The organism is Yersinia aldovae ATCC 35236, from assembly GCF_000173735.1.
In the GTDB taxonomy this organism is placed as follows: Bacteria; Pseudomonadota; Gammaproteobacteria; order Enterobacterales; family Enterobacteriaceae; genus Yersinia; species Yersinia aldovae.
Map to the genome: position 1 here is coordinate 1 of NZ_ACCB01000056.1, position 18565 is coordinate 18565.

Sequence of the window (18565 nt, forward strand, 5' to 3'; positions counted from 1 at the left end):
ATTGTAGCAACGCCAGCTAAAGTTAAAAACAGCACAAAAATACCCCCAAAAAACCTATAAGCCAGTTTATCGGCCAGAAAATGGCAGCTATATTGCCAATATCTCAATGGCGAGAAATCTGTTTACTTCAGGCTTAGAAAATCGCTCTGGCAATTATCACTATAAGGATGCTATTACCGGCGAATGGCGTGTTTCCAGCATGTGGATGCATACTCAAGGCGGAAGAAAACAGTTTGGTAACACTATTGACCAATTGAATATCAAAGGTAAATACCACTCTATTCAACTTGGCGGGGATCTTGTTCAGTGGGATATCGGTACTCAAGGCAGCGGGCGGATTGGAGTGTTGGCCGGATTAGGCAAAGCAACTAACTACAGCCAATCTAAGGTCACAGGCTATTACTCTAATGGTTCTGTTAATGGTTATAACCTTGGTGTATATGCAACCTGGCTTACTGACCAGCAAGAGAGCACCGGCTTCTATATTGATACTTTGGCACAATATAGTTGGTTTAATAATAAGGTGAATGGTCAGGAACAGATAGAAGAGAAATATAAATCGTCTGGTTTCACCAGTTCAGTAGAAAGCGGTTATGCCTTTAATATTGGCAGCACTGAGCAACTGAGTTATTTCATTCAACCCAGCGCACAAATTACCTGGGTGGGTATAAATGCTAAAACTCATACTACAGCCAATAAAGATGTAATAACTTATGACAATAGAGGTCAGCTAATTACTCGCATTGGTGCGAAAACTTACCTGAAACCATTAATAATCCGAACAAACAATTCATGCCATTTATTGCTGTTAACTGGCTTCACCAAAATAAAAATACTGGCACACAACTTTCTGGTAAAAGTGTTGAGAATAACAACAAAAGCAGTGCTGAATTTAAGATTGGTATAGAGAGTAAAATTGACCAAAAATTACATGCTTGGGCAAATGTAAATCATCAAATAGGACATGATAATACAAACGACACTAATGCCTTAGTCGGCATAAAGTACTCTTTCTAAGAGCAACAAAAGATACCTGCAAATATATTGCAGGTATCTGCCTATTGGTTTGAACAATATGGGTAAACCATTTCCTAAAAACTCAGATTAGCCAGGGCATCTTAGCAACGTTTCGCAACACAAATATTATCCTCTGGAGAGTTACTCTAAATGGGTTAAGGGTTAAGGGTTAAGGGTTAAGTATGAACGAGAAGAAACTCATCCAAGTATAATGATGTTGGTATTGAGCCTTTGTAACTAACGATTAGAGGTTATCCAAGGAGTGAGTTCTGTCTAAACAATAGGATTTTGTCTAAACAGTAGGAAAACGCTATTATCGTCCTAATACAACCATCAATAACTTCATTAAATTAGGCAGAACAAACGCATATGCAGGAACTGACTTATCTGCAAGGCTACCCCGAACACTTACAATCTCAGGTGCGTCAGCTCATCACTGAGCAGCGGCTGGGCAATGTATTACGTCAGCGCTATCCGCAACCACATGATTACAAAACGGATAAAATGCTGTACCAATATACGATTGATTTAAAAAACCAATATCTACGCAATGCCCAGCCACTGAGTAAAGTGGCCTATGACAGTAAAATTCAAGTGATGAAGCACGCACTCGGCCTACACACGGCTATTTCCAGAGTGCAAGGCGGTAAATTGAAAGCCAAGGCAGAGATCCGTGTAGCAACAGTGTTTAAAAACTCGCCAGAATCCTTCCTGAAAATGATTGTGGTCCATGAGTTAGCGCATTTGAAAGAGAAAGATCACAACAAAGCATTCTACAGTTTGTGTTGCCATATGGAGCCGCAATATCATCAGTTAGAATTTGATACGCGCCTCTATCTGACACACTTGGATCTATTTGGCACAATTTACTAGTATTTTATTTACAAATAATATTCGCCAAGAAAGCAAACAGTGGCTCTACGGAGTATGCCATTTGGCGATTCACCGTGTTTTTATTCTATAGGAATGGAGTTCACTATGATTCGCTTCGCTGTTATTGGCACCAACTGGATCACGGCACGCTTTGTCGATGCTGCCCATGAAAGTGGAAAAATGAAACTGGTGGCGGTTTATTCCCGCAAGCTGGAGCAAGCTCAAGGGTTTGGCGATGACTATAACGTCACTGAATGCTTCACTGATCTGGCAGCACTTGCGGCCAGCGATCAGATTGACGCGGTGTATATTGCCAGCCCAAACTCACTGCATTACTCTCAGGCACACCTCTTCCTCAGCCATAAGAAGCACGTTATTTGTGAGAAATCACTGTCATCAAATCTGGCTGAAGTTGAGTCCTTGGTTGCCTGCGCCCGCCTGCATCAAGTGGTGTTGTTTGAAGCCTTTAAAACCGCCTATCTGCCTAACTTTATTGAGTTAAAAAAATCATTACCGCGCATAGGGAAAATGCGCAAAGCTTTTATTAATTTTTGCCAATATTCATCACGTTATCAGCGTTATCTGAATGGCGAAAACCCCAATACCTTTAATCCGGCATTTTCCAACGGTTCAATTATGGATATTGGTTATTATTGTCTGGCCAGTACATTGGCATTGTGGGGCAAGCCGAAATCCGTGTTGGCAAGCGCCAGTCTGCTGCCAAGTGGTGTCGATGCGCACGGTACCGTCATCTTGAATTACGGTGATTTCGATGTGGTTATTATTCACTCAAAAGTGAGTCAGTCAGATATCCCAAGTGAAATTCAGGGGGAAGCCGGTTCACTGGTTATCGAAAGTATCTCTGAATGCCTGTCTGTTGCTTTTACTCCACGCGACAGCCATTCCCAAGATCTGACGCAGCCACAGCACATTAATACTATGCTGTATGAAGCTGAGGTTTTTGCCAATCTGGTGGAAAACAATCAGGTGGAACACGATGGATTACAGCTATCATTGCTGACATCACGTATCCAAACTGACATCCGCCGCCAAACCGGTGTTACCTTCCCGGCCGATACCCAGCCACCGGCTGTCAGTTAATTTGCTTTCAGTGATTGACCAACAGCCCATTTTCTATTATTTTTGCGCGGCAAAGGGGAGTAACTTCATTGCCGGTCAGCCGTCATTACGGTGCGAAAGCACCCGGTTACCGGGCAACCTCATGATGTACAGGCACCTGTTCGGGGCTAATACATCATCAGACGTTGTAAGTGAGACCTTGCCGGAAGGCGAGGTTTGCTTGCAGCTCAGACATAGCGGCTGGCGTCTTCCGACGTTGGCCGTTTTGTTTTTATGAGGTTTATAAATGATGAATACCGTGGGTACTCCCTTACTGTGGGGTAGTTTTGCTGTCGTAGTGACAATTATGCTCGCCATCGATTTACTGGCACAGGGACGGCGTGGTTCGCAAACCATGACACTGCGTCAGGCTGCCTGTTGGTCGCTAGTGTGGGTTAGCTTATCGTTACTGTTTAACGCCGGCTTCTGGTGGTATTTGGCTGAGACAGTCGGTCGCGAAATTGCCGACAAACAAGCTCTCGCCTTTTTGACCGGCTACCTGATCGAAAAAGCGCTCGCGGTCGATAATGTCTTCGTCTGGCTGATGCTGTTTAGCTACTTCGCCGTTCCTGCCAATTTACAGCGTCGAGTGCTGATTTACGGTGTGTTGGGCGCGATTGTGCTGCGAACTATCATGATCTTTGCTGGGAGCTGGCTGGTATCGCAATTCAGTTGGATTCTGTATCTGTTCGGTGCCTTCCTGCTGTTTACCGGGATCAAAATGGCATTGGCAAAAGAAGACGATACGCCGATTGGCGAGAAACCGTTGGTTCGCTGGATCCGCAATCATCTGCGCATGACCGACGAGCTGCATGGCGACCGCTTTATTGTGCGCAAAAATGGCTTGATCTACGCGACGCCGCTGGTGCTGGTGCTGATTCTGGTTGAGTTGAGTGACGTTATCTTTGCCGTCGACAGTATCCCGGCTATTTTTGCGGTGACCACCGATCCGTTTATCGTACTGACCTCTAATCTGTTTGCGATTCTTGGCTTGCGTGCCATGTACTTCTTATTGGCAAATGTGGCCGAACGTTTCTCGATGCTGAAATATGGTCTGGCCGTGATTCTGGTGTTTATCGGTACCAAAATGATGATTATCGATCTATTCCATATCCCGATTGGCATTTCATTAGGTGTCGTGGCGGGTATTTTAGCCCTGACATTACTGATTAATGCTTGGGTCAATCATCGTGCGGACCGCCGTTCCGTAGCGGATAAATCTGCCCATAAATAAGCACGCTAACGCTACAATCTCTTATGCGGGGTAAGTCTTGCCCCGCATTTATCTCGCATATCACCTTAACAGCCAAATGTTATTGCGATCACACAAATGTAAACAAAATGTTATGGAATATTGATCCGCATTGTATTTTGCTGATTGGCTCTTTCCTGCTTAATAGATTCCCTTATACTGACAAAGCAAATACACCCAGTTACAAATAATATTAAGTTACAGGTGTGAAGAATAACCACTCAGCCCCGTTCCGGCTTGAGTGATAAATAGCAAAAAAATAAAACAAGTTTAACTTGGGAAGAGGTATCACTGGAAACTATGGAAAAGACACCATCTGGATTTATCGGGCTTATCGCTCGCGGCAGTTTAGTTAAACAGATACTTGTCGGTCTAATCGCCGGTATCGTTTTAGCATTAGTCTCAACTCAAGCTGCAATGGCTGTGGGTCTGTTAGGCACATTATTTGTTGGCGCATTGAAAGCCGTCGCACCGGTATTGGTATTGATGCTGGTAATGGCTTCTATTGCCAACCATAAACAAGGCCAAAAGACCAGTATCCGCCCTATTTTGTTCTTATATCTGTTAGGCACTTTTTCAGCCGCGCTTATTGCCGTGGTGGTTAGCTTTATATTCCCATCGGTGCTGATTCTGGCCACGAATACTGCCGAAATCACCCCGCCAAGTGGAATTGTCGAAGTCCTTAAAGGCTTGTTAAGCAGCATAATTGCCAACCCAATCCATGCGCTGCTCAATGCCAACTATATCGGTATTCTGGCTTGGGCCGTAGGGCTGGGGATCGCCTTACGCCATGCTGCGGATACAACGAAAGCACTCATAAATGATATGTCTGATGCGGTGACCAAAGTGGTGCGAGTGGTTATTCGCTTCGCTCCGCTGGGTATTTTCGGCCTGGTGGCGTCCACGATGGCAGAGACAGGTTTTGGCGTGTTAGTGAGCTATGCACAGTTATTAGTGGTATTGATTGGATGTATGTTACTGGTGGCGTTAGTGGTTAACCCACTGATCGTTTACTGGAAAATCCGCCGTAATCCCTATCCGTTGGTGTTTGCCTGCTTGCGTGAGAGTGGTGTTACCGCCTTCTTTACCCGCAGTTCTGCCGCCAATATTCCCGTTAATATGGAAATGTGCAAGAAGATGAATCTGAATGAAGACACCTACTCCGTCTCCATTCCGCTGGGTGCCACCATCAATATGGCGGGTGCAGCAATTACCATCACCGTGCTAACACTGGCGGCAGTTCATACATTGGGTATTCCAGTTGATTTGCCAACGGCTCTGCTGCTGAGCGTAGTCGCGGCAGTCTGTGCCTGTGGTGCCTCTGGCGTAGCCGGTGGCTCGCTGTTACTGATCCCGCTGGCATGCGGCATGTTCGGTATCCCGAACGAAATCGCCATGCAAGTAGTTGCTGTAGGTTTCATCATCGGCGTATTGCAGGATTCAGCTGAAACCGCGCTGAACTCCTCAACAGATGTGCTGTTTACCGCCGCAGCCTGTCAGGCTGACGATGCCAGACTGGCTAACCCAGACCCATTGGCGAGCCGTAAATCGGTCTAAATCGCGTCACAAAGATAACCGTTGGGGGCTTTATTGCCCCCATTTTTACTATGCCACTTCTGCTTTTTTCACTATGTCTTTTTCCCCTTTCTTCTCCGTCAGGAATGGGTCTATCCCTTTCAGTTGCAGGCGATAAAAACGAATAATATTGAAGCCGTTAAGCAGTAAGAAACTGCCCTCAATCAATGAGCCACCGATAGAACCCAACCAGACATTATGGATAACCCAGCAGACAGTAGAGACCCACATCACGCAGCGGGTGGTCAGGCCGGTGGTGCGAAATAGTGCCCAAGTGCTGATAACGGTGCCGAAAATCGGCAATATCTCTATTGCGTGCTGCATACGCCAGAAACCAAAAGCCAACGTCAACAGGATAAATACCATCATGGCAATACTGCTGCGGGTTTTGGCGGCCACCAGGTTTCGTAGCGCATTAAGCATGGCGCTACTCCCGGCAGCACCGGCTCCCATCAGGAAGAAATGGCAACCGATAATGGTGCTGTAAGCAGAGAGTTGAAGTTTGAAACGCCGCTCATCGCGGTTGAAAAATAGGGTAATACCGACAAAAAATGCCAGTACACCAATGGCTTGAGCAAACCAATAGAGGGTCATGGTGGAAAATCCTGATGTACGGTGACCGTACAAATTAATAAGCAAACGGCATTTAATTCATAAAAAAATAAAACGCCGTTTCATATTAATCAAAAGACACAATATTTACAAGGTGACGCCACTTTTAAAGATAGCCAGTTCACGGAAGTCATTCACTTCATTGCGCGCCGGTTTGCCGTTAGCAATATCGACGATGAGATCGACAAACTCAGTCAACAGGCTGTCCATTGAGGTGCCGTGGATAAGCTTGCCCGCATCGAAATCGATCCAGTGGGGCTTTTTCGCCGCCAGCTCACTGTTGGTCGCCAGTTTCACTGTCGGTACAAAGCCACCGTAAGGTGTGCCTCGGCCAGTACTGAATAGCACCATATGGCAACCCGCCCCCGCCAACGCACTGGTGGCGACCGCATCATTACCCGGCGCACTGAGCAAGTTCAAACCAGGGCGTTGCAGGCGTTCGCCATATTTCAATACATCGACCACTTTGCTCTGACCCGCCTTCTGGGTGCAACCGAGCGATTTCTCTTCCAGTGTGGTGATACCACCGGCTTTATTGCCCGGCGATGGGTTTTCATAAATCGGTTGGTTGTGCGCAATAAAGTACTGTTTGAAGTCATTGACCATACTGACAGTCTTTTCAAAGGTTGCTTCATCGCGGCAACGGCTCATCAAAATACGTTCCGCACCGAACATTTCGGGTACTTCGGTCAATACTGAGGTGCCGCCATTAGCAATCACATAGTCGGAGAAGCGCCCCAATAGAGGGTTGGCGGTAATCCCCGATAAGCCATCAGAGCCGCCACATTCCAGACCGAATTTTAGTTCACTTAGCTTGCCCGGCACCCGAGCGTCATGGCGCATCACCTGATACAGCGCATGTAAATGCTCAAGACCCGCTTCAACTTCATCATCTTGCTGCTGGCAGACCATAAAGTGCACGCGATTTTCATCAACCGGGCCTAAAGTCGTTTGGAAAACGTCTACCTGGTTGTTCTCACAACCCAAACCAATCACCAGCACCGCACCTGCATTGGGGTGGCGCACCATGTTTTGCAGCATGGTGCGGGTGTTTTCATGATCCTGACCCAACTGTGAACAACCAAACGGGTGGCTGAACAGATAAACGCCATCAATACCTTCAGCGTCTTGCGTCTCTTTCAGGAAACGTTGTTGGATCTGACGGGCGATGCCATTCACACAACCCACCGTCGGAACTATCCACAACTCGTTACGAATGCCCACATTGCTGTTGGCACGGCGATAGATTTGCACTTCACGATCCGCCATTTGCGGTGGCAGTTCACTGAATTCTGGCTGATATTGATACTCGTCCAAATCACTCAGATTGGTTTTGGCATTCTGCGAATGGATATGTTCGCCTGCCGCTATCAGAGTTAAAGCATGGCCGATCGGCAAACCATACTTAACGATCATCTGGCTCGGCTCGATAGCCGTTAAAGCAAACTTATGGCCACGAGCCACAGGTTGAGCCAGCTTGACACTGAACTCACCGGTCTCAATCACCTCATCTGCGGCCAGATCTTGCAGCGCGACAGCGACATTATCCAGCGGATGAATTTTTATAATACTTTGCATAGTTAAACCTTTAGCTATATGCCGCTACTGCCGCTCTCATTCCGCGATCAAGAATGGTTTGCAGTTGTTCTGTCACCTGAGCCGCCAACTGTGGCACTGCGGTCAAATCCTGCCCCCAATGGTCGCGGTCAGACAGCACGCTGTTCACCAACTCCGCCAAAGTGCTGTCACCGTGTTTTACCCCATTCCATAGGGTGGAATAACGTTCCAGCCAGTGGGCATCATCTTGTAATGGGTAAGTTTGACCATCACGCTCACCACGGTAGAAGGCGATCAGTGCCGCCAGCGCGAAAGTCAGGCGCGGCGGCAACTTGCCTTGCTGCTGCTGATAAGTAAGCAGTTGTGGCAAGATACGCGTGCGAAATTTGGTCATACCATTCAATGAGATAGACAATAGCTGATGCTGAATGAACGGGTTGCGGAAACGGCTCAGTACCGCCTGAGAGAATGACAACAACTCGTCTTCCGGCAGATCCAGTACCGGAACAATTTCTTCGGTAATGGTTTTTTCCACAAAGCGGCTGATTTGTGCGTCATCCATCGTCTGGCCGACAGTATCCAGCCCCGCCAGATAAGCGACCGGTACTAATGCAGTATGAGCACCATTGAGAATGGCAACTTTGCGTTCTTTATAGGGTTTTATGTCATCAACGATGCGTATATTCAGATCTAATTGATTCAGGCGCAGTTCTTGCGCCAACGATTTTGGCCCTTGAATAACAAACAGATAGAAGTATTCAGCGGTATCGAGGAAGCTGTCCTGATAGCCCAGTTCAGTTTGCAAAGCAGTAACTTCGTCACGCGGATAACCGGTCACGATACGGTCTACCAATGTTGAACAGAAGGTATTGTTTTCAGTTAGCCATTGGGTGAATGCCGCCGGCAACTGCCATTGACTGGCATACCGCAGCACCAGTTCGCGCAGCGCTTCACCATTGTAATCAATCAGTTCGCAAGGCAACAGCACCCAGCCTTTATCGGCGGCACCGTCAAAATGCTCAAAACGCTCGAACAGCAGACGAGTGAGTTTGGCGGGGAAAGAACTCGGCGGTGCATCACTGAATTGATCCGCTTCATTCCAGGCAATACCGGCTTCGGTGGTATTCGAAAACATAAAGCGAATATTAGGATCACGCGCCAGCGCCAGATATTCATCGAACTGATGGTAAATATTGATTTCACGGTTAACTGAGCGGATCAGGCGGGATTCACGCACCGCTTCACCCTGCTCGTTCAAACCACGGATCACCGCAGTATATAGGCCATCCTGTGTACTGAGCGAAGGTGGGAAATCGCTATCAATTGGGCGAATCACCACGATCCCAGCATTCAGATCAGTGTGTTCATTCAGCAAATCAATCTGCCAGTCCACAAAAGCACGCAGGAAGTTGCCTTCGCCAAATTGGATAATCTTGTCAGGATGGCTGCGGCCAGGGAAGTCGCGGCGGTTCAGGGTTTGCATCAGGGTTTACCTCATAACGCCGCCGGGCGTTAAATAAACAATGAGTTAATGTTATATGGGGCTGATATGCCGCCCCGTGATTATTGTTAGCTATTCATCACTAAAACAGTGCGGCGATTACAGTTCGATGGCGAAATATTCCTTCGCGTTATCAAAGCAGATGTTTTTCACCATTGAACCCAGCAGCTCAATATCTGCCGGAGCCTCACCGTCGGCCACCCAGCGACCAATCATCTGGCATAGGATGCGGCGGAAGTATTCATGACGGGTATAAGACAAGAAGCTGCGGCTATCGGTCAGCATCCCAACAAAGCGGCTTAGTAAACCAAGTTGTGCTAATTGGGTCATTTGGCGCTGCATCCCATCTTTCTGATCGTTAAACCACCAGCCAGAACCAAACTGCATTTTCCCCGCAGCTCCCTCGCCCTGGAAGTTACCGACCATAGTGCCGATCACTTCGTTGTCGCGGGGATTCAAGCAGTAAAGGATGGTTTTTGGCAGTGCATTGCGCAGGCCTTGTGCATCCAATAAGCGAGATAAAGGCTGTGCCAGCGGTTGGTCATTAATCGAGTCGAAACCGATATCTGGCCCTACCAGATTGAACATGCGGCTGTTGTTATTGCGCAGTGCACCAATGTGATACTGCTGAACCCATTCACGGCGGTGATACTCGCCAGACAGGAACAGCAATACTGCGGTTTTAAATTGCGCGATCTCTTGGCTAGTTGGTTGCTCTCCAGCCAAACGGCGCGCCAGGATTGCGTCTAACGTGGCTTCATCAGCTTCACCGTAAACCACGACATCCAGTGCATGGTCAGAGACTTTGCAACCGTGGGCGGCAAAGTGGTCCATACGTTTATTCAGCGCAGTACACAAATCGGCAAAGCGGCTAATTGAAGTGTCAGCGGCAGCTTCAAGACACTGCATATAGTCGTTGAAACCGGCGGCTTCAATGTTGAAGGCTTTATCCGGACGCCAGCTTGGTAACACTTTGATATTGAAGCTGTCATCAGCGGCAATCGCTTTATGGTGGCGCAGGTCATCGATTGGATCGTCAGTGGTTCCGACCATTTTCACATTCATCTGCTGCATGATACCGCGAGCAGAGAAGCTATCCTGAGCCAGTAGTTCGTTTCCGCGCTGCCAGATTTCGTCAGCGGTAGCTGGGGACAATAACTTACCTGTAATACCAAATGGGCGGCGCAGTTCAAGATGTGTCCAATGATATAGCGGGTTGCCAATAGTGTGAGGAACCGTTGCCGCCCAAGCCTCGAACTTCTCGCGGTCACTGGCATCACCAGTACAAAAACGCTCCGCAACACCGTTAGTTCGCATTGCCCGCCATTTGTAGTGGTCACCTTTCAACCAGATGTCATACAGGTTCTTAAAGCGGGTGTTTTCGGCGATCTGCTCCGGCGGTAAATGACAGTGATAATCGTAGATAGGCTGATCTTTAGCATAGTCATGGTACAGACGACGGGCGAATTCAGTGTCCAGTAAAAAGTCTTCGGTTAAAAACTGCGACATATTATGTTCCTCACATGAGTACATCTTGAGTTCTGCTTTCTTTATCGCAAAGTTATCACACCAATTCCATCTATCGTCCAGTACTTTCTTATAGAGATTGATCGCAAAAACCTAACAAAAAGAACAAATACTCAACATTTATAGTCCATATAGTCCCTTGCGGCACTAAGTCTGCTGGCTTCTATTATTCCCTAATTGAAAAGTGGTTTTTGTGATATCACTCAACTTTTAAATCTGTATGACAAGTTATTGTTGCGTCGCCCTCAGTCATCTCGTACGAATTTTCTTACTGATTGTGCAGATTTGGCCTGGATGGGAATAAGCAAGAATAAGAGTCGCTGACAGCACTGCGGCTTTAACTCGAATAAAAAGGTATTACTCAGTGTGTGACTAGCTCATGCACAGCAATGTCGGGTGAACCAAATTGCGCCATGAAACGCCACGACAGAACGCGCTTCATGGCAGTAATCTTAGACTGGGAGAGAGTTAGAAATGGTGCGTAAAATTAAAGGCTTACGCTGGTATATGATCGCTTTGGTCACCGTCGGCACAATATTGGGTTACTTAACACGTAATGCGATTGCAGTTGCTGCACCGACGTTGCAAGAGCAGTTACATATCACAACACAACAATATTCTTATATTATCGCTGCTTATTCAGCCGCTTACACCTTAATGCAACCAGTAGCCGGTTATATCCTGGATGTAATGGGGACGAAAGTCGGTTATGCCATGTTTGCCGTGATGTGGGCCATATTCTGTATGAGTACCGCATTAGCCAGCAGTTGGGGTGGTTTAGCTATCGCTCGTGGTGCAGTAGGTGCGGCAGAAGCGGCGATGATCCCTGCGGGTCTGAAAGCGACCAGTGAATGGTTCCCGGCAAAAGAACGTTCCATTGCCGTGGGCTACTTCAACGTAGGTTCTTCTATCGGCGGTATGATAGCGCCTCCATTAGTGGTGTGGGCAATCGTGATGCATAGCTGGCAGATGGCATTTATCATCACCGGCGTGCTCAGTCTGATTTGGGCCATTGCCTGGTTAATCCTGTACAAACACCCGAAAGACCAGAAAAAACTGTCAGATGAAGAGCGTGAGTACATCCTCAGTGGTCAGGAAGCACAGCACTCGACAGCGAACGCCAAAAAGATGTCTGCAATGCAGATTATCCGTAACCGTCAGTTCTGGGGCATTGCTATCCCACGTTTTCTGGCAGAACCTGCCTGGGGTACTTTCAATGCCTGGATCCCGCTGTTTATGTTCAAAGCTTATGGCTTTAACCTGAAAGAAATTGCGATGTTTGCCTGGATGCCAATGCTGTTTGCTGATCTGGGTTGCATTCTGGGTGGTTACCTGCCGCCTTTGTTCCAAAAACACTTCAAAGTTAATCTGATTGTTTCTCGTAAGTTAGTGGTAACAATGGGGGGGTTGCTGATGATTGGGCCAGGGACTATTGGCCTGTTTACCAGCCCTTATGCGGCTATCGCCTTGCTGTGTGTCGGCGGGTTTGCTCACCAATCCCTGTCCGGCGCACTGATCACCTTGTCCTCTGACGTCTTTGGCCGTAACGAAGTTGCCACCGCGAATGGTCTTACCGGCATGGCGGCCTGGACTGCCAGTACGTTGTTCGCTCTGGTGGTCGGGGCATTGGCCGATACGATGGGCTTCAGCCCACTGTTTGCTGCATTGGCTGTATTTGATGTGCTCGCAGTGGTGGTCATCTGGACGGTGCTACAAAACCGCCCGGCAGCAGAACCGGCCATCGATCCGGTGCAACAAACGCCAGCCGGGCAGAACTAATTCCAATCACCATAATTAAGCTATAAATGCTAACAGCCCGGTAGACACTTACCGGGCTTTTTACTGTCTAAACGTCATCGAGTTACCGCACCTTTTCCATCATAACTGTGATAGCAATAACTAGAACCCAATAGGGATAAGTGGTATAACAAGTCCTATTGTATCCCCTGCGGGATATCATGCCTTCCAGACAAAATGAGCCGCTAATTTTGCCGCCTCAATTGATCCCAAGAGCCTTAATCATGGAATTCACAGAAACCAGACGGTTGTACCAGCAATTAGCCGCAGAATTGAAACGGCGTATCGAAGCGGGTGTTTATCCGGTGGGTGATAAATTGCCAGCAGAACGCTACATTTCCGAAGAAATGAATGTCAGCCGAACCGTGGTTCGTGAAGCGATAATCATGCTGGAAGTGGAAGGTTATGTAGAAGTGCGCAAGGGTTCCGGCATCCATGTGATGTCGAATCAACAAAAACATTTGGTGATGCCCAACCAAAGCATTGAATTTGCCACCGCAGGGCCATTTGAGCTATTGCAGGCGCGCCAGTTGATTGAAAGCAATATTGCGGAATTCGCCGCCACGCAAGTGACCCGGCAAGATATTGTACAATTAATTGAAATTCAAAAACATGCGCGGCAGGAAGATCGTTTTCGCGACTCGCAATGGGATCTCAAATTCCACGTACAAGTGGCATTGGCAACGCAGAATACCGCGATGGCCACGATTGTCGAGAAGATGTGGAGCCAGCGGGTACATAACCCTTACTGGATTAAACTGCACGAGCACATTGATGATAAGTCGATCGAGAGCTGGTGCGAAGATCACGACCGGATCCTTGAAGCGCTGATGCGTAAAGATCCTTACGCCAGTAAGCTTGCCATGTGGCAACATCTGGAAAACACCAAGCAGATGCTGTTCCGCGCCACAACGGATGATTTTGAATTTAATGTCGATCGTTACCTGTTCACAGAGAACCCGGTGGTTCATCTCGATAACCTGATGATGAATAACAACATGGCTGCCGACAGCAAAAACTGAGTGCAGCCCACTAATAGATAATCCGCAGGAAGAGAATTGGCACTATTCATTCACTTCACTGTGTGATTATCCCGCGTTACAGTCAGTAAATGTTGAGTTCTGTCAGAAAATGTCAACCTCACGCCTGTTTTTTAAACTCTTGTTCAATAACCACCCAATAGATATCTATATTTCCCTGTTTCATATCCCGCTATTTTGCTAAAGTGGCAGTACTTTTTTATTCGGATGCTTTGGGAGCGAAACGCAAATATATGCGCTGGTTGTTTGCTCTGCTTATTGCCGTATCTTGCTGGGCCAATGCGGTCTCAGGCAAATTGCTATTGCCCGTGCATCCTCTCTCAACAGGTATGTCGTTATCTGCGTTGAGCCAGATTTCACCTGACTGCGACTCGTCAAGCCATCGCACACTGTCTTTCAGTTCGTTTCCACCCTATCTGAACCTACAAAACCAGGCCGCGCATCCTCAATTGCGCCTGTTGGGTGTTCCCGTCAAAAAACGGCGATAAAAAACCGACTGGGTGCGACAAAATTTACCGGTTTGGTGAATCCCTCATCAGCCAATAATACCTGGCCCTGGCCCGCGGCTTATCACGGGATGTTCCATACCCGCCGGGCAGATGAAATCTATAAACAGCCGCGGCAATCACAGCCACTGCTTAACTATTCCAACTGGATATTTCATGCATCGACACAGCAAAATCGTGTGGGCGGCTGGAAAGAGAGTAATATTCAATATAGCGGGATGCTGACCTACCACCATGACGGTGTGATGAGTTCTATGTTGTTGTAGTGCTGAAGCGGCTATAACAGAAAGTGAACTTACCTTTAGATATCAGCGAATTGGTTTGCCCTGAATCCATTTATCAAAACCATCGCTAAAACACGAAACTACCGGACATCGTCGTGGATCGTGTTTATAAACTAACAGATATACCCAAAGTAATTGGTGTTGCAGGTAGGCTGCAAGCGAATGGTAGATTGGTTGTAAACCATTTTGAACCGCGCTGGCACAGGCCCGTAGGGTAAGGCTCAAAGAGGCTCATTAGCCCCGATAAACTTATTTATAGTAAGGTCTACTACGAGTAAGTGATTCAGGTGAGTAAAAGCCGCTACCCCCTGTGTAGTGTCAAGTACTAAGGGCATATAACAATGACGTTTTAGGAATACCAGATGGATATCATTAAAGAACTCTTACATGCTCTGTGGGCACAAGACTATGAGACACTGGCGAACCCGTCTCTGGTTTGGGCCATCTATATCCTGCTGTTTATGATACTTTTTCTGGAAAACGGCTTGCTTCCTGCGGCTTTTTTACCGGGCGATAGTCTGCTGATTCTGGTGGGAGTGCTGATTGCAAAAGGTGCGATGAGTTTCCCTGTCACGATTGTCGTGCTAACCACCGCAGCCAGCCTCGGATGCTGGCTCAGCTATATTCAAGGGCGATGGCTGGGCAACACTAAAATTGTGCAAGGCTGGCTGGCGCATCTGCCCGCCCACTACCATCAGCGTGCGCATAATTTGTTCCACCGTCATGGTTTATCGGCATTGCTGGTGGGCCGTTTTCTGGCGTTTGTACGTACCTTGCTACCAACAATTGCCGGTCTTTCTGGCCTGAGTAATGCCCGTTTTCAATTCTTTAACTGGATGAGCGGATTACTGTGGGTATTGATTCTGACCACGATGGGCTTTGCCTTTGGCAAAACACCGGTATTCCTGAAATACGAAGACGAAGTGATGTTCTTCCTGATGTTATTGCCACTGGCATTACTGGTCATCGGACTGGTGGGTTCCTTGTATGTACTTTGGCGAAAAAAACATCCGGCCCCGGCTCAAGTCGGCGATGATAAGAACAAAGGTAACCCAGAGTGATTAACCTCAGGGACCGTATTGGTCGCCCAGTCTGGTACTATTTTCTCGTCCCAACTGCCGCTTTTTTATTGGTAGCCCTGTTGTTTACGCCGCTTATCATGTGTACCGAGAGTGCATTGAAAATCAGGCCAAACCAGCAAGGGCTGTCATTACCAGATGGGTTTTATCTATACCAACATCTTGATCAACGCGGTATCCGCATCAAGAGCATCACACCGGAGAATGAAAGTCTGGTGGTAAGTCTGGAGTCACCGGAGCAGCAGCAGAAAGCTATAGAGGCGCTGCAAGACATTTTGCCAAGCGGCTATGTGATTATTTCGAGTGAATCGAAGAAACGCCAACGTCTGCTGCCCGCCTTTAGAAGTAGTATGCAAAATCTGGGGTAGCGGTCATAAAGGGGAGGAAACACCTCCCATCCCTACATATTAATTCTGCTGATATCTGATTAATATATAAAAAATACAGTGGTAAACTTGGGTATCACATAATTCAGCGCTATGATTAAACATCCACGGCAACCTGTCTCACCCTTGAATCCCGTTGTAAAAGGAAGCTCTACTATGTTGTTACGTCGTTCTCTGTTGTTGGTTTTACCGATTATTGCTTTTTGTGGCTTTGCCCAAGCTACCGCCACTAATGAATGCGATATCAAAGCCAAAGAAATCCAACAACAGATTGATTATGCCAAACAGCATGGCAATACAAACCGCGCCGCAGGTCTGGAAACGGCGTTAAAAGAAGTGAAAAGCAATTGTACGGTGGAAAGCCTGAAAGCTGAACGGCAGAAAAAGATCAGACAAAAACAGCAAAAAGTCTCTGAGCGTCAGGAAGAGTTAAAAGAGGCTCAGCAAAAAGGCGATACCAGTAAAATTGCCAAGCAACAGAAGAAGTTAGCTGAAGCACAAGCTGAACTGAAACAAGCCAAGGCACAGAAGTAACAGCGCCAGTTTTAAGTACTGCATCACGTTCGAGCAACCGTCTTTAAATACGAGATACTTGTATTATCCGGTGAGTTTTTCGGATTTTTAACCTTTAAACTCATCAGAAAATCCGCTACGTTTGTTATTCATCTCAGTTATATTAAGGAGCTATAACATGCCACAAGATAAAACCTCTGAACATTTACGTGCTGAACTTAAGTCACTGGCAGATACTTTGGAAGAAGTGCTGCAATCTTCAACCGACAAGCCAAAAGCTGAGTTAGAAAAATTACGCGCCAAAGCGGAAAATGCACTGAAAGATACGCGCGAGCGCTTGAGCGAAACCGGTGACAGAATCGCGGCTCAAAGCAGAGAAATTGCTGATAAAGCTGACACTTATGTTCGTGACAACCCGTGGACTGGCGTAGGTATTGGTGCTGCGGTTGGTGTGGTGTTGGGCGTTCTGTTGTCCCGTCGCTGATTATGGCAGAAATTCCTAAGGTGCAGGGCCCCGGTAAAGGGGTCCTCGATACTGTCCATCGCATTGCCACTATCGTGGTCGGGATGGTTGAAACCCGTGTCCGACTGGCCATTATTGAACTGGAAGAGGAAAAAGCAACACTGATTCAGTTGCTGATAATGGCGGGTATTACTCTGCTGTTTACCGCTTTTGGTTTAATGAGCCTACTGGTATTGGTCATCTGGGCTATTGATCCCGCCTATCGTTTAATGGCGTTAGCCACAACCACCGCGGTGTTACTATCACTGGCATTGATAGGTGTTATCTGGACACTCACCAAGGCGCGCCGCTCCACATTGCTGGGTTCTACCCGTAAGCAATTGGAAACAGACCGCGAGCTACTGGAGAAAGACCATTGAGCCGCCGCCAATTAGCACAAGAAAAGGAAGCGTTGTTACGCAAGATCCAACAGCAAAGAGAGGATCTCGCGAATAGTACTGCACATTGGATTGACGTTACCGCGCCATACGATCGTGGCTGGGCGCAGATTGTCGGTATGCGAAAATATTTGATGATTGGCTCCAGCTTAGTGGCTCTGTACGGTGTTCGTCATCCAAGCAAACTTATCCGCTGGTCCCGACGTGCAGTCAGTGCATGGGGTACTATCCAGTTGTTTCGACGGACTTTTTCTTCGCGCTAATTTGCGGTTTCTGCTTACCCATTCCCCTGTTTGTATTGCCTTACGGTTTATCGCCTTAAGGCACCGTGCGGCCCGTCGAATATCACCTCTGAGAGCTTCAACGCTGTCACTTCAGTTTTTTTGATAAAAAACGACAGTTTTACTTGCTAACAACTTCCCAACTTCTCCACTAACATTCCCTCATCAACTCTTACTTATCAACCCAGGGAGCTTGCGGGATAACACCAGCAAGTAACCAAAAAAATTAGCGCCCGCAGATGCCAGGCATTAATACACACAAACTTTTTGGAGAAGTCTCGATGAACAAATTACAAGATACTGGCCTGTTGGTAGCACGCATTCTGATACCCATTCTGTTTATTGTGGCCGGTTACGGCAAAATGGGTGATGCCTACGCTGGCACCCAACAGTATATGCAGGCGATGGGCGTTCCCGGCTTCTTCCTGCCACTGACTATTTTGTTGGAATTTGGCGGTGGTTTGGCGATTTTGTTCGGTTTCCTGACCCGTACTACCGCACTGTTTACTGCCGGTTTCACTATTCTGACCGCGTTGATTTTCCATACTAACTTTGCGGAAAGTGTTAACCAGTTGATGTTCATGAAAAACCTAACCATCGCTGGCGGTTTCATTGTGTTGGCGGTTGCCGGCCCGGGTGGTTTCAGTATTGACCGTCTGCTGGGTAAGAAGTGGTAAGGCTATACTATAAAATGCAATCCCCAAAGTAATTGGAGTTGCAGCCAGGCAGCAAGCGAATGACAAATT

Annotated in this window: 17 protein-coding genes and 2 pseudogenes; 15 read left to right on the top strand and 4 right to left on the bottom strand. The window is 47.3% G+C overall.

Annotated features, from left to right (window positions below; genetic code table 11):
• Positions 1 to 64 precede the first annotated feature (64 nt).
• From YALDO0001_RS17930 to sstT, 5 genes and pseudogenes are all read left to right on the top strand, one after another.
• Positions 65 to 1017, top strand: a pseudogene (locus YALDO0001_RS17930) (autotransporter outer membrane beta-barrel domain-containing protein); the annotation flags it as partial.
• A gap of 369 nt (positions 1018 to 1386) precedes the next feature.
• Complete coding sequence (locus tag YALDO0001_RS17935) at positions 1387 to 1890, top strand: M48 metallopeptidase family protein (protein WP_004705275.1); 504 nt, start codon at positions 1387 to 1389, stop codon at positions 1888 to 1890.
• Positions 1891 to 1995: 105 nt separating this feature from the next.
• Positions 1996 to 2991: a Gfo/Idh/MocA family protein gene (locus YALDO0001_RS17940; protein ID WP_004705277.1), complete on the top strand. Its 996-nt coding sequence runs from the start codon at positions 1996 to 1998 to the stop codon at positions 2989 to 2991.
• Positions 2992 to 3256: 265 nt separating this feature from the next.
• Complete coding sequence (locus tag YALDO0001_RS17945; protein WP_004705279.1) at positions 3257 to 4243, top strand: TerC family protein; 987 nt, start codon at positions 3257 to 3259, stop codon at positions 4241 to 4243.
• A gap of 318 nt (positions 4244 to 4561) precedes the next feature.
• Positions 4562 to 5818 carry a serine/threonine transporter SstT gene (gene sstT, locus YALDO0001_RS17950; protein WP_004705281.1) on the top strand — a complete coding sequence of 419 codons (1257 nt, stop codon included), beginning with the start codon at positions 4562 to 4564 and terminating at the stop codon, positions 5816 to 5818.
• A gap of 48 nt (positions 5819 to 5866) precedes the next feature.
• Here the strand turns inward: sstT and YALDO0001_RS17955 are convergent, their stop codons facing one another.
• The 4 genes from YALDO0001_RS17955 to uxaC all read right to left on the bottom strand — a co-directional run bounded on the left by YALDO0001_RS17955 (position 5867) and on the right by uxaC (position 11015).
• Positions 5867 to 6430 carry a YgjV family protein gene (locus tag YALDO0001_RS17955; RefSeq protein WP_004705283.1) on the bottom strand — a complete coding sequence of 188 codons (564 nt, stop codon included), beginning with the start codon at positions 6428 to 6430 and terminating at the stop codon, positions 5867 to 5869.
• Positions 6431 to 6535: 105 nt separating this feature from the next.
• Entirely contained in the window at positions 6536 to 8026 is a 1491-nt protein-coding gene (locus YALDO0001_RS17960; RefSeq protein WP_004705285.1) for a UxaA family hydrolase, read from the bottom strand.
• A 10-nt stretch (positions 8027 to 8036) separates the two neighbouring features.
• Positions 8037 to 9488 carry a tagaturonate reductase gene (locus tag YALDO0001_RS17965; protein WP_004705287.1) on the bottom strand — a complete coding sequence of 484 codons (1452 nt, stop codon included), beginning with the start codon at positions 9486 to 9488 and terminating at the stop codon, positions 8037 to 8039.
• A gap of 117 nt (positions 9489 to 9605) precedes the next feature.
• Positions 9606 to 11015, bottom strand: a complete 1410-nt coding sequence (uxaC, locus tag YALDO0001_RS17970) for a glucuronate isomerase (RefSeq protein WP_004705289.1) — start codon at positions 11013 to 11015, stop codon at positions 9606 to 9608.
• A 492-nt stretch (positions 11016 to 11507) separates the two neighbouring features.
• Here uxaC and YALDO0001_RS17975 point away from each other — a divergent pair, with 492 nt between their 5' ends.
• The 10 genes and pseudogenes from YALDO0001_RS17975 (at position 11508) to YALDO0001_RS18020 (ending at position 18496) form a co-directional block, all read left to right on the top strand.
• Positions 11508 to 12812, top strand: coding sequence for an MFS transporter (locus YALDO0001_RS17975; protein WP_004705292.1), 1305 nt, complete (start codon positions 11508 to 11510; stop codon positions 12810 to 12812).
• Positions 12813 to 13054: 242 nt separating this feature from the next.
• On the top strand, positions 13055 to 13852 hold the full coding sequence (gene exuR / locus YALDO0001_RS17980; protein WP_042840480.1) for a transcriptional regulator ExuR: 798 nt from the start codon (positions 13055 to 13057) through the stop codon (positions 13850 to 13852).
• A gap of 251 nt (positions 13853 to 14103) precedes the next feature.
• Positions 14104 to 14642, top strand: a pseudogene (locus tag YALDO0001_RS17985) (hypothetical protein).
• 380 nt (positions 14643 to 15022) lie between these two features.
• Positions 15023 to 15721, top strand: a complete 699-nt coding sequence (locus tag YALDO0001_RS17990; RefSeq protein ID WP_004705297.1) for a DedA family protein — start codon at positions 15023 to 15025, stop codon at positions 15719 to 15721.
• Positions 15718 to 16107, top strand: a complete 390-nt coding sequence (gene mzrA / locus YALDO0001_RS17995) for an EnvZ/OmpR regulon moderator MzrA (protein ID WP_042547020.1) — start codon at positions 15718 to 15720, stop codon at positions 16105 to 16107. The genes YALDO0001_RS17990 and mzrA overlap by 4 nt, the downstream gene beginning before the upstream one ends.
• A 174-nt stretch (positions 16108 to 16281) precedes the next feature.
• Positions 16282 to 16659, top strand: coding sequence for a DUF1090 domain-containing protein (locus YALDO0001_RS18000; RefSeq protein WP_004705302.1), 378 nt, complete (start codon positions 16282 to 16284; stop codon positions 16657 to 16659).
• A 157-nt stretch (positions 16660 to 16816) separates the two neighbouring features.
• Positions 16817 to 17122: an ElaB/YgaM/YqjD family protein gene (locus YALDO0001_RS18005; protein WP_004705304.1), complete on the top strand. Its 306-nt coding sequence runs from the start codon at positions 16817 to 16819 to the stop codon at positions 17120 to 17122.
• Positions 17123 to 17124: 2 nt separating this feature from the next.
• Entirely contained in the window at positions 17125 to 17520 is a 396-nt protein-coding gene (locus YALDO0001_RS18010; RefSeq protein ID WP_004705306.1) for a phage holin family protein, read from the top strand.
• Positions 17517 to 17801, top strand: coding sequence for a YqjK-like family protein (locus YALDO0001_RS18015; RefSeq protein WP_042547022.1), 285 nt, complete (start codon positions 17517 to 17519; stop codon positions 17799 to 17801). Before YALDO0001_RS18010 ends, YALDO0001_RS18015 begins: the two co-directional genes overlap by 4 nt.
• Positions 17802 to 18100: 299 nt before the next feature.
• Positions 18101 to 18496: a DoxX family protein gene (locus tag YALDO0001_RS18020; RefSeq protein ID WP_004705308.1), complete on the top strand. Its 396-nt coding sequence runs from the start codon at positions 18101 to 18103 to the stop codon at positions 18494 to 18496.
• Positions 18497 to 18565 lie beyond the last annotated feature (69 nt).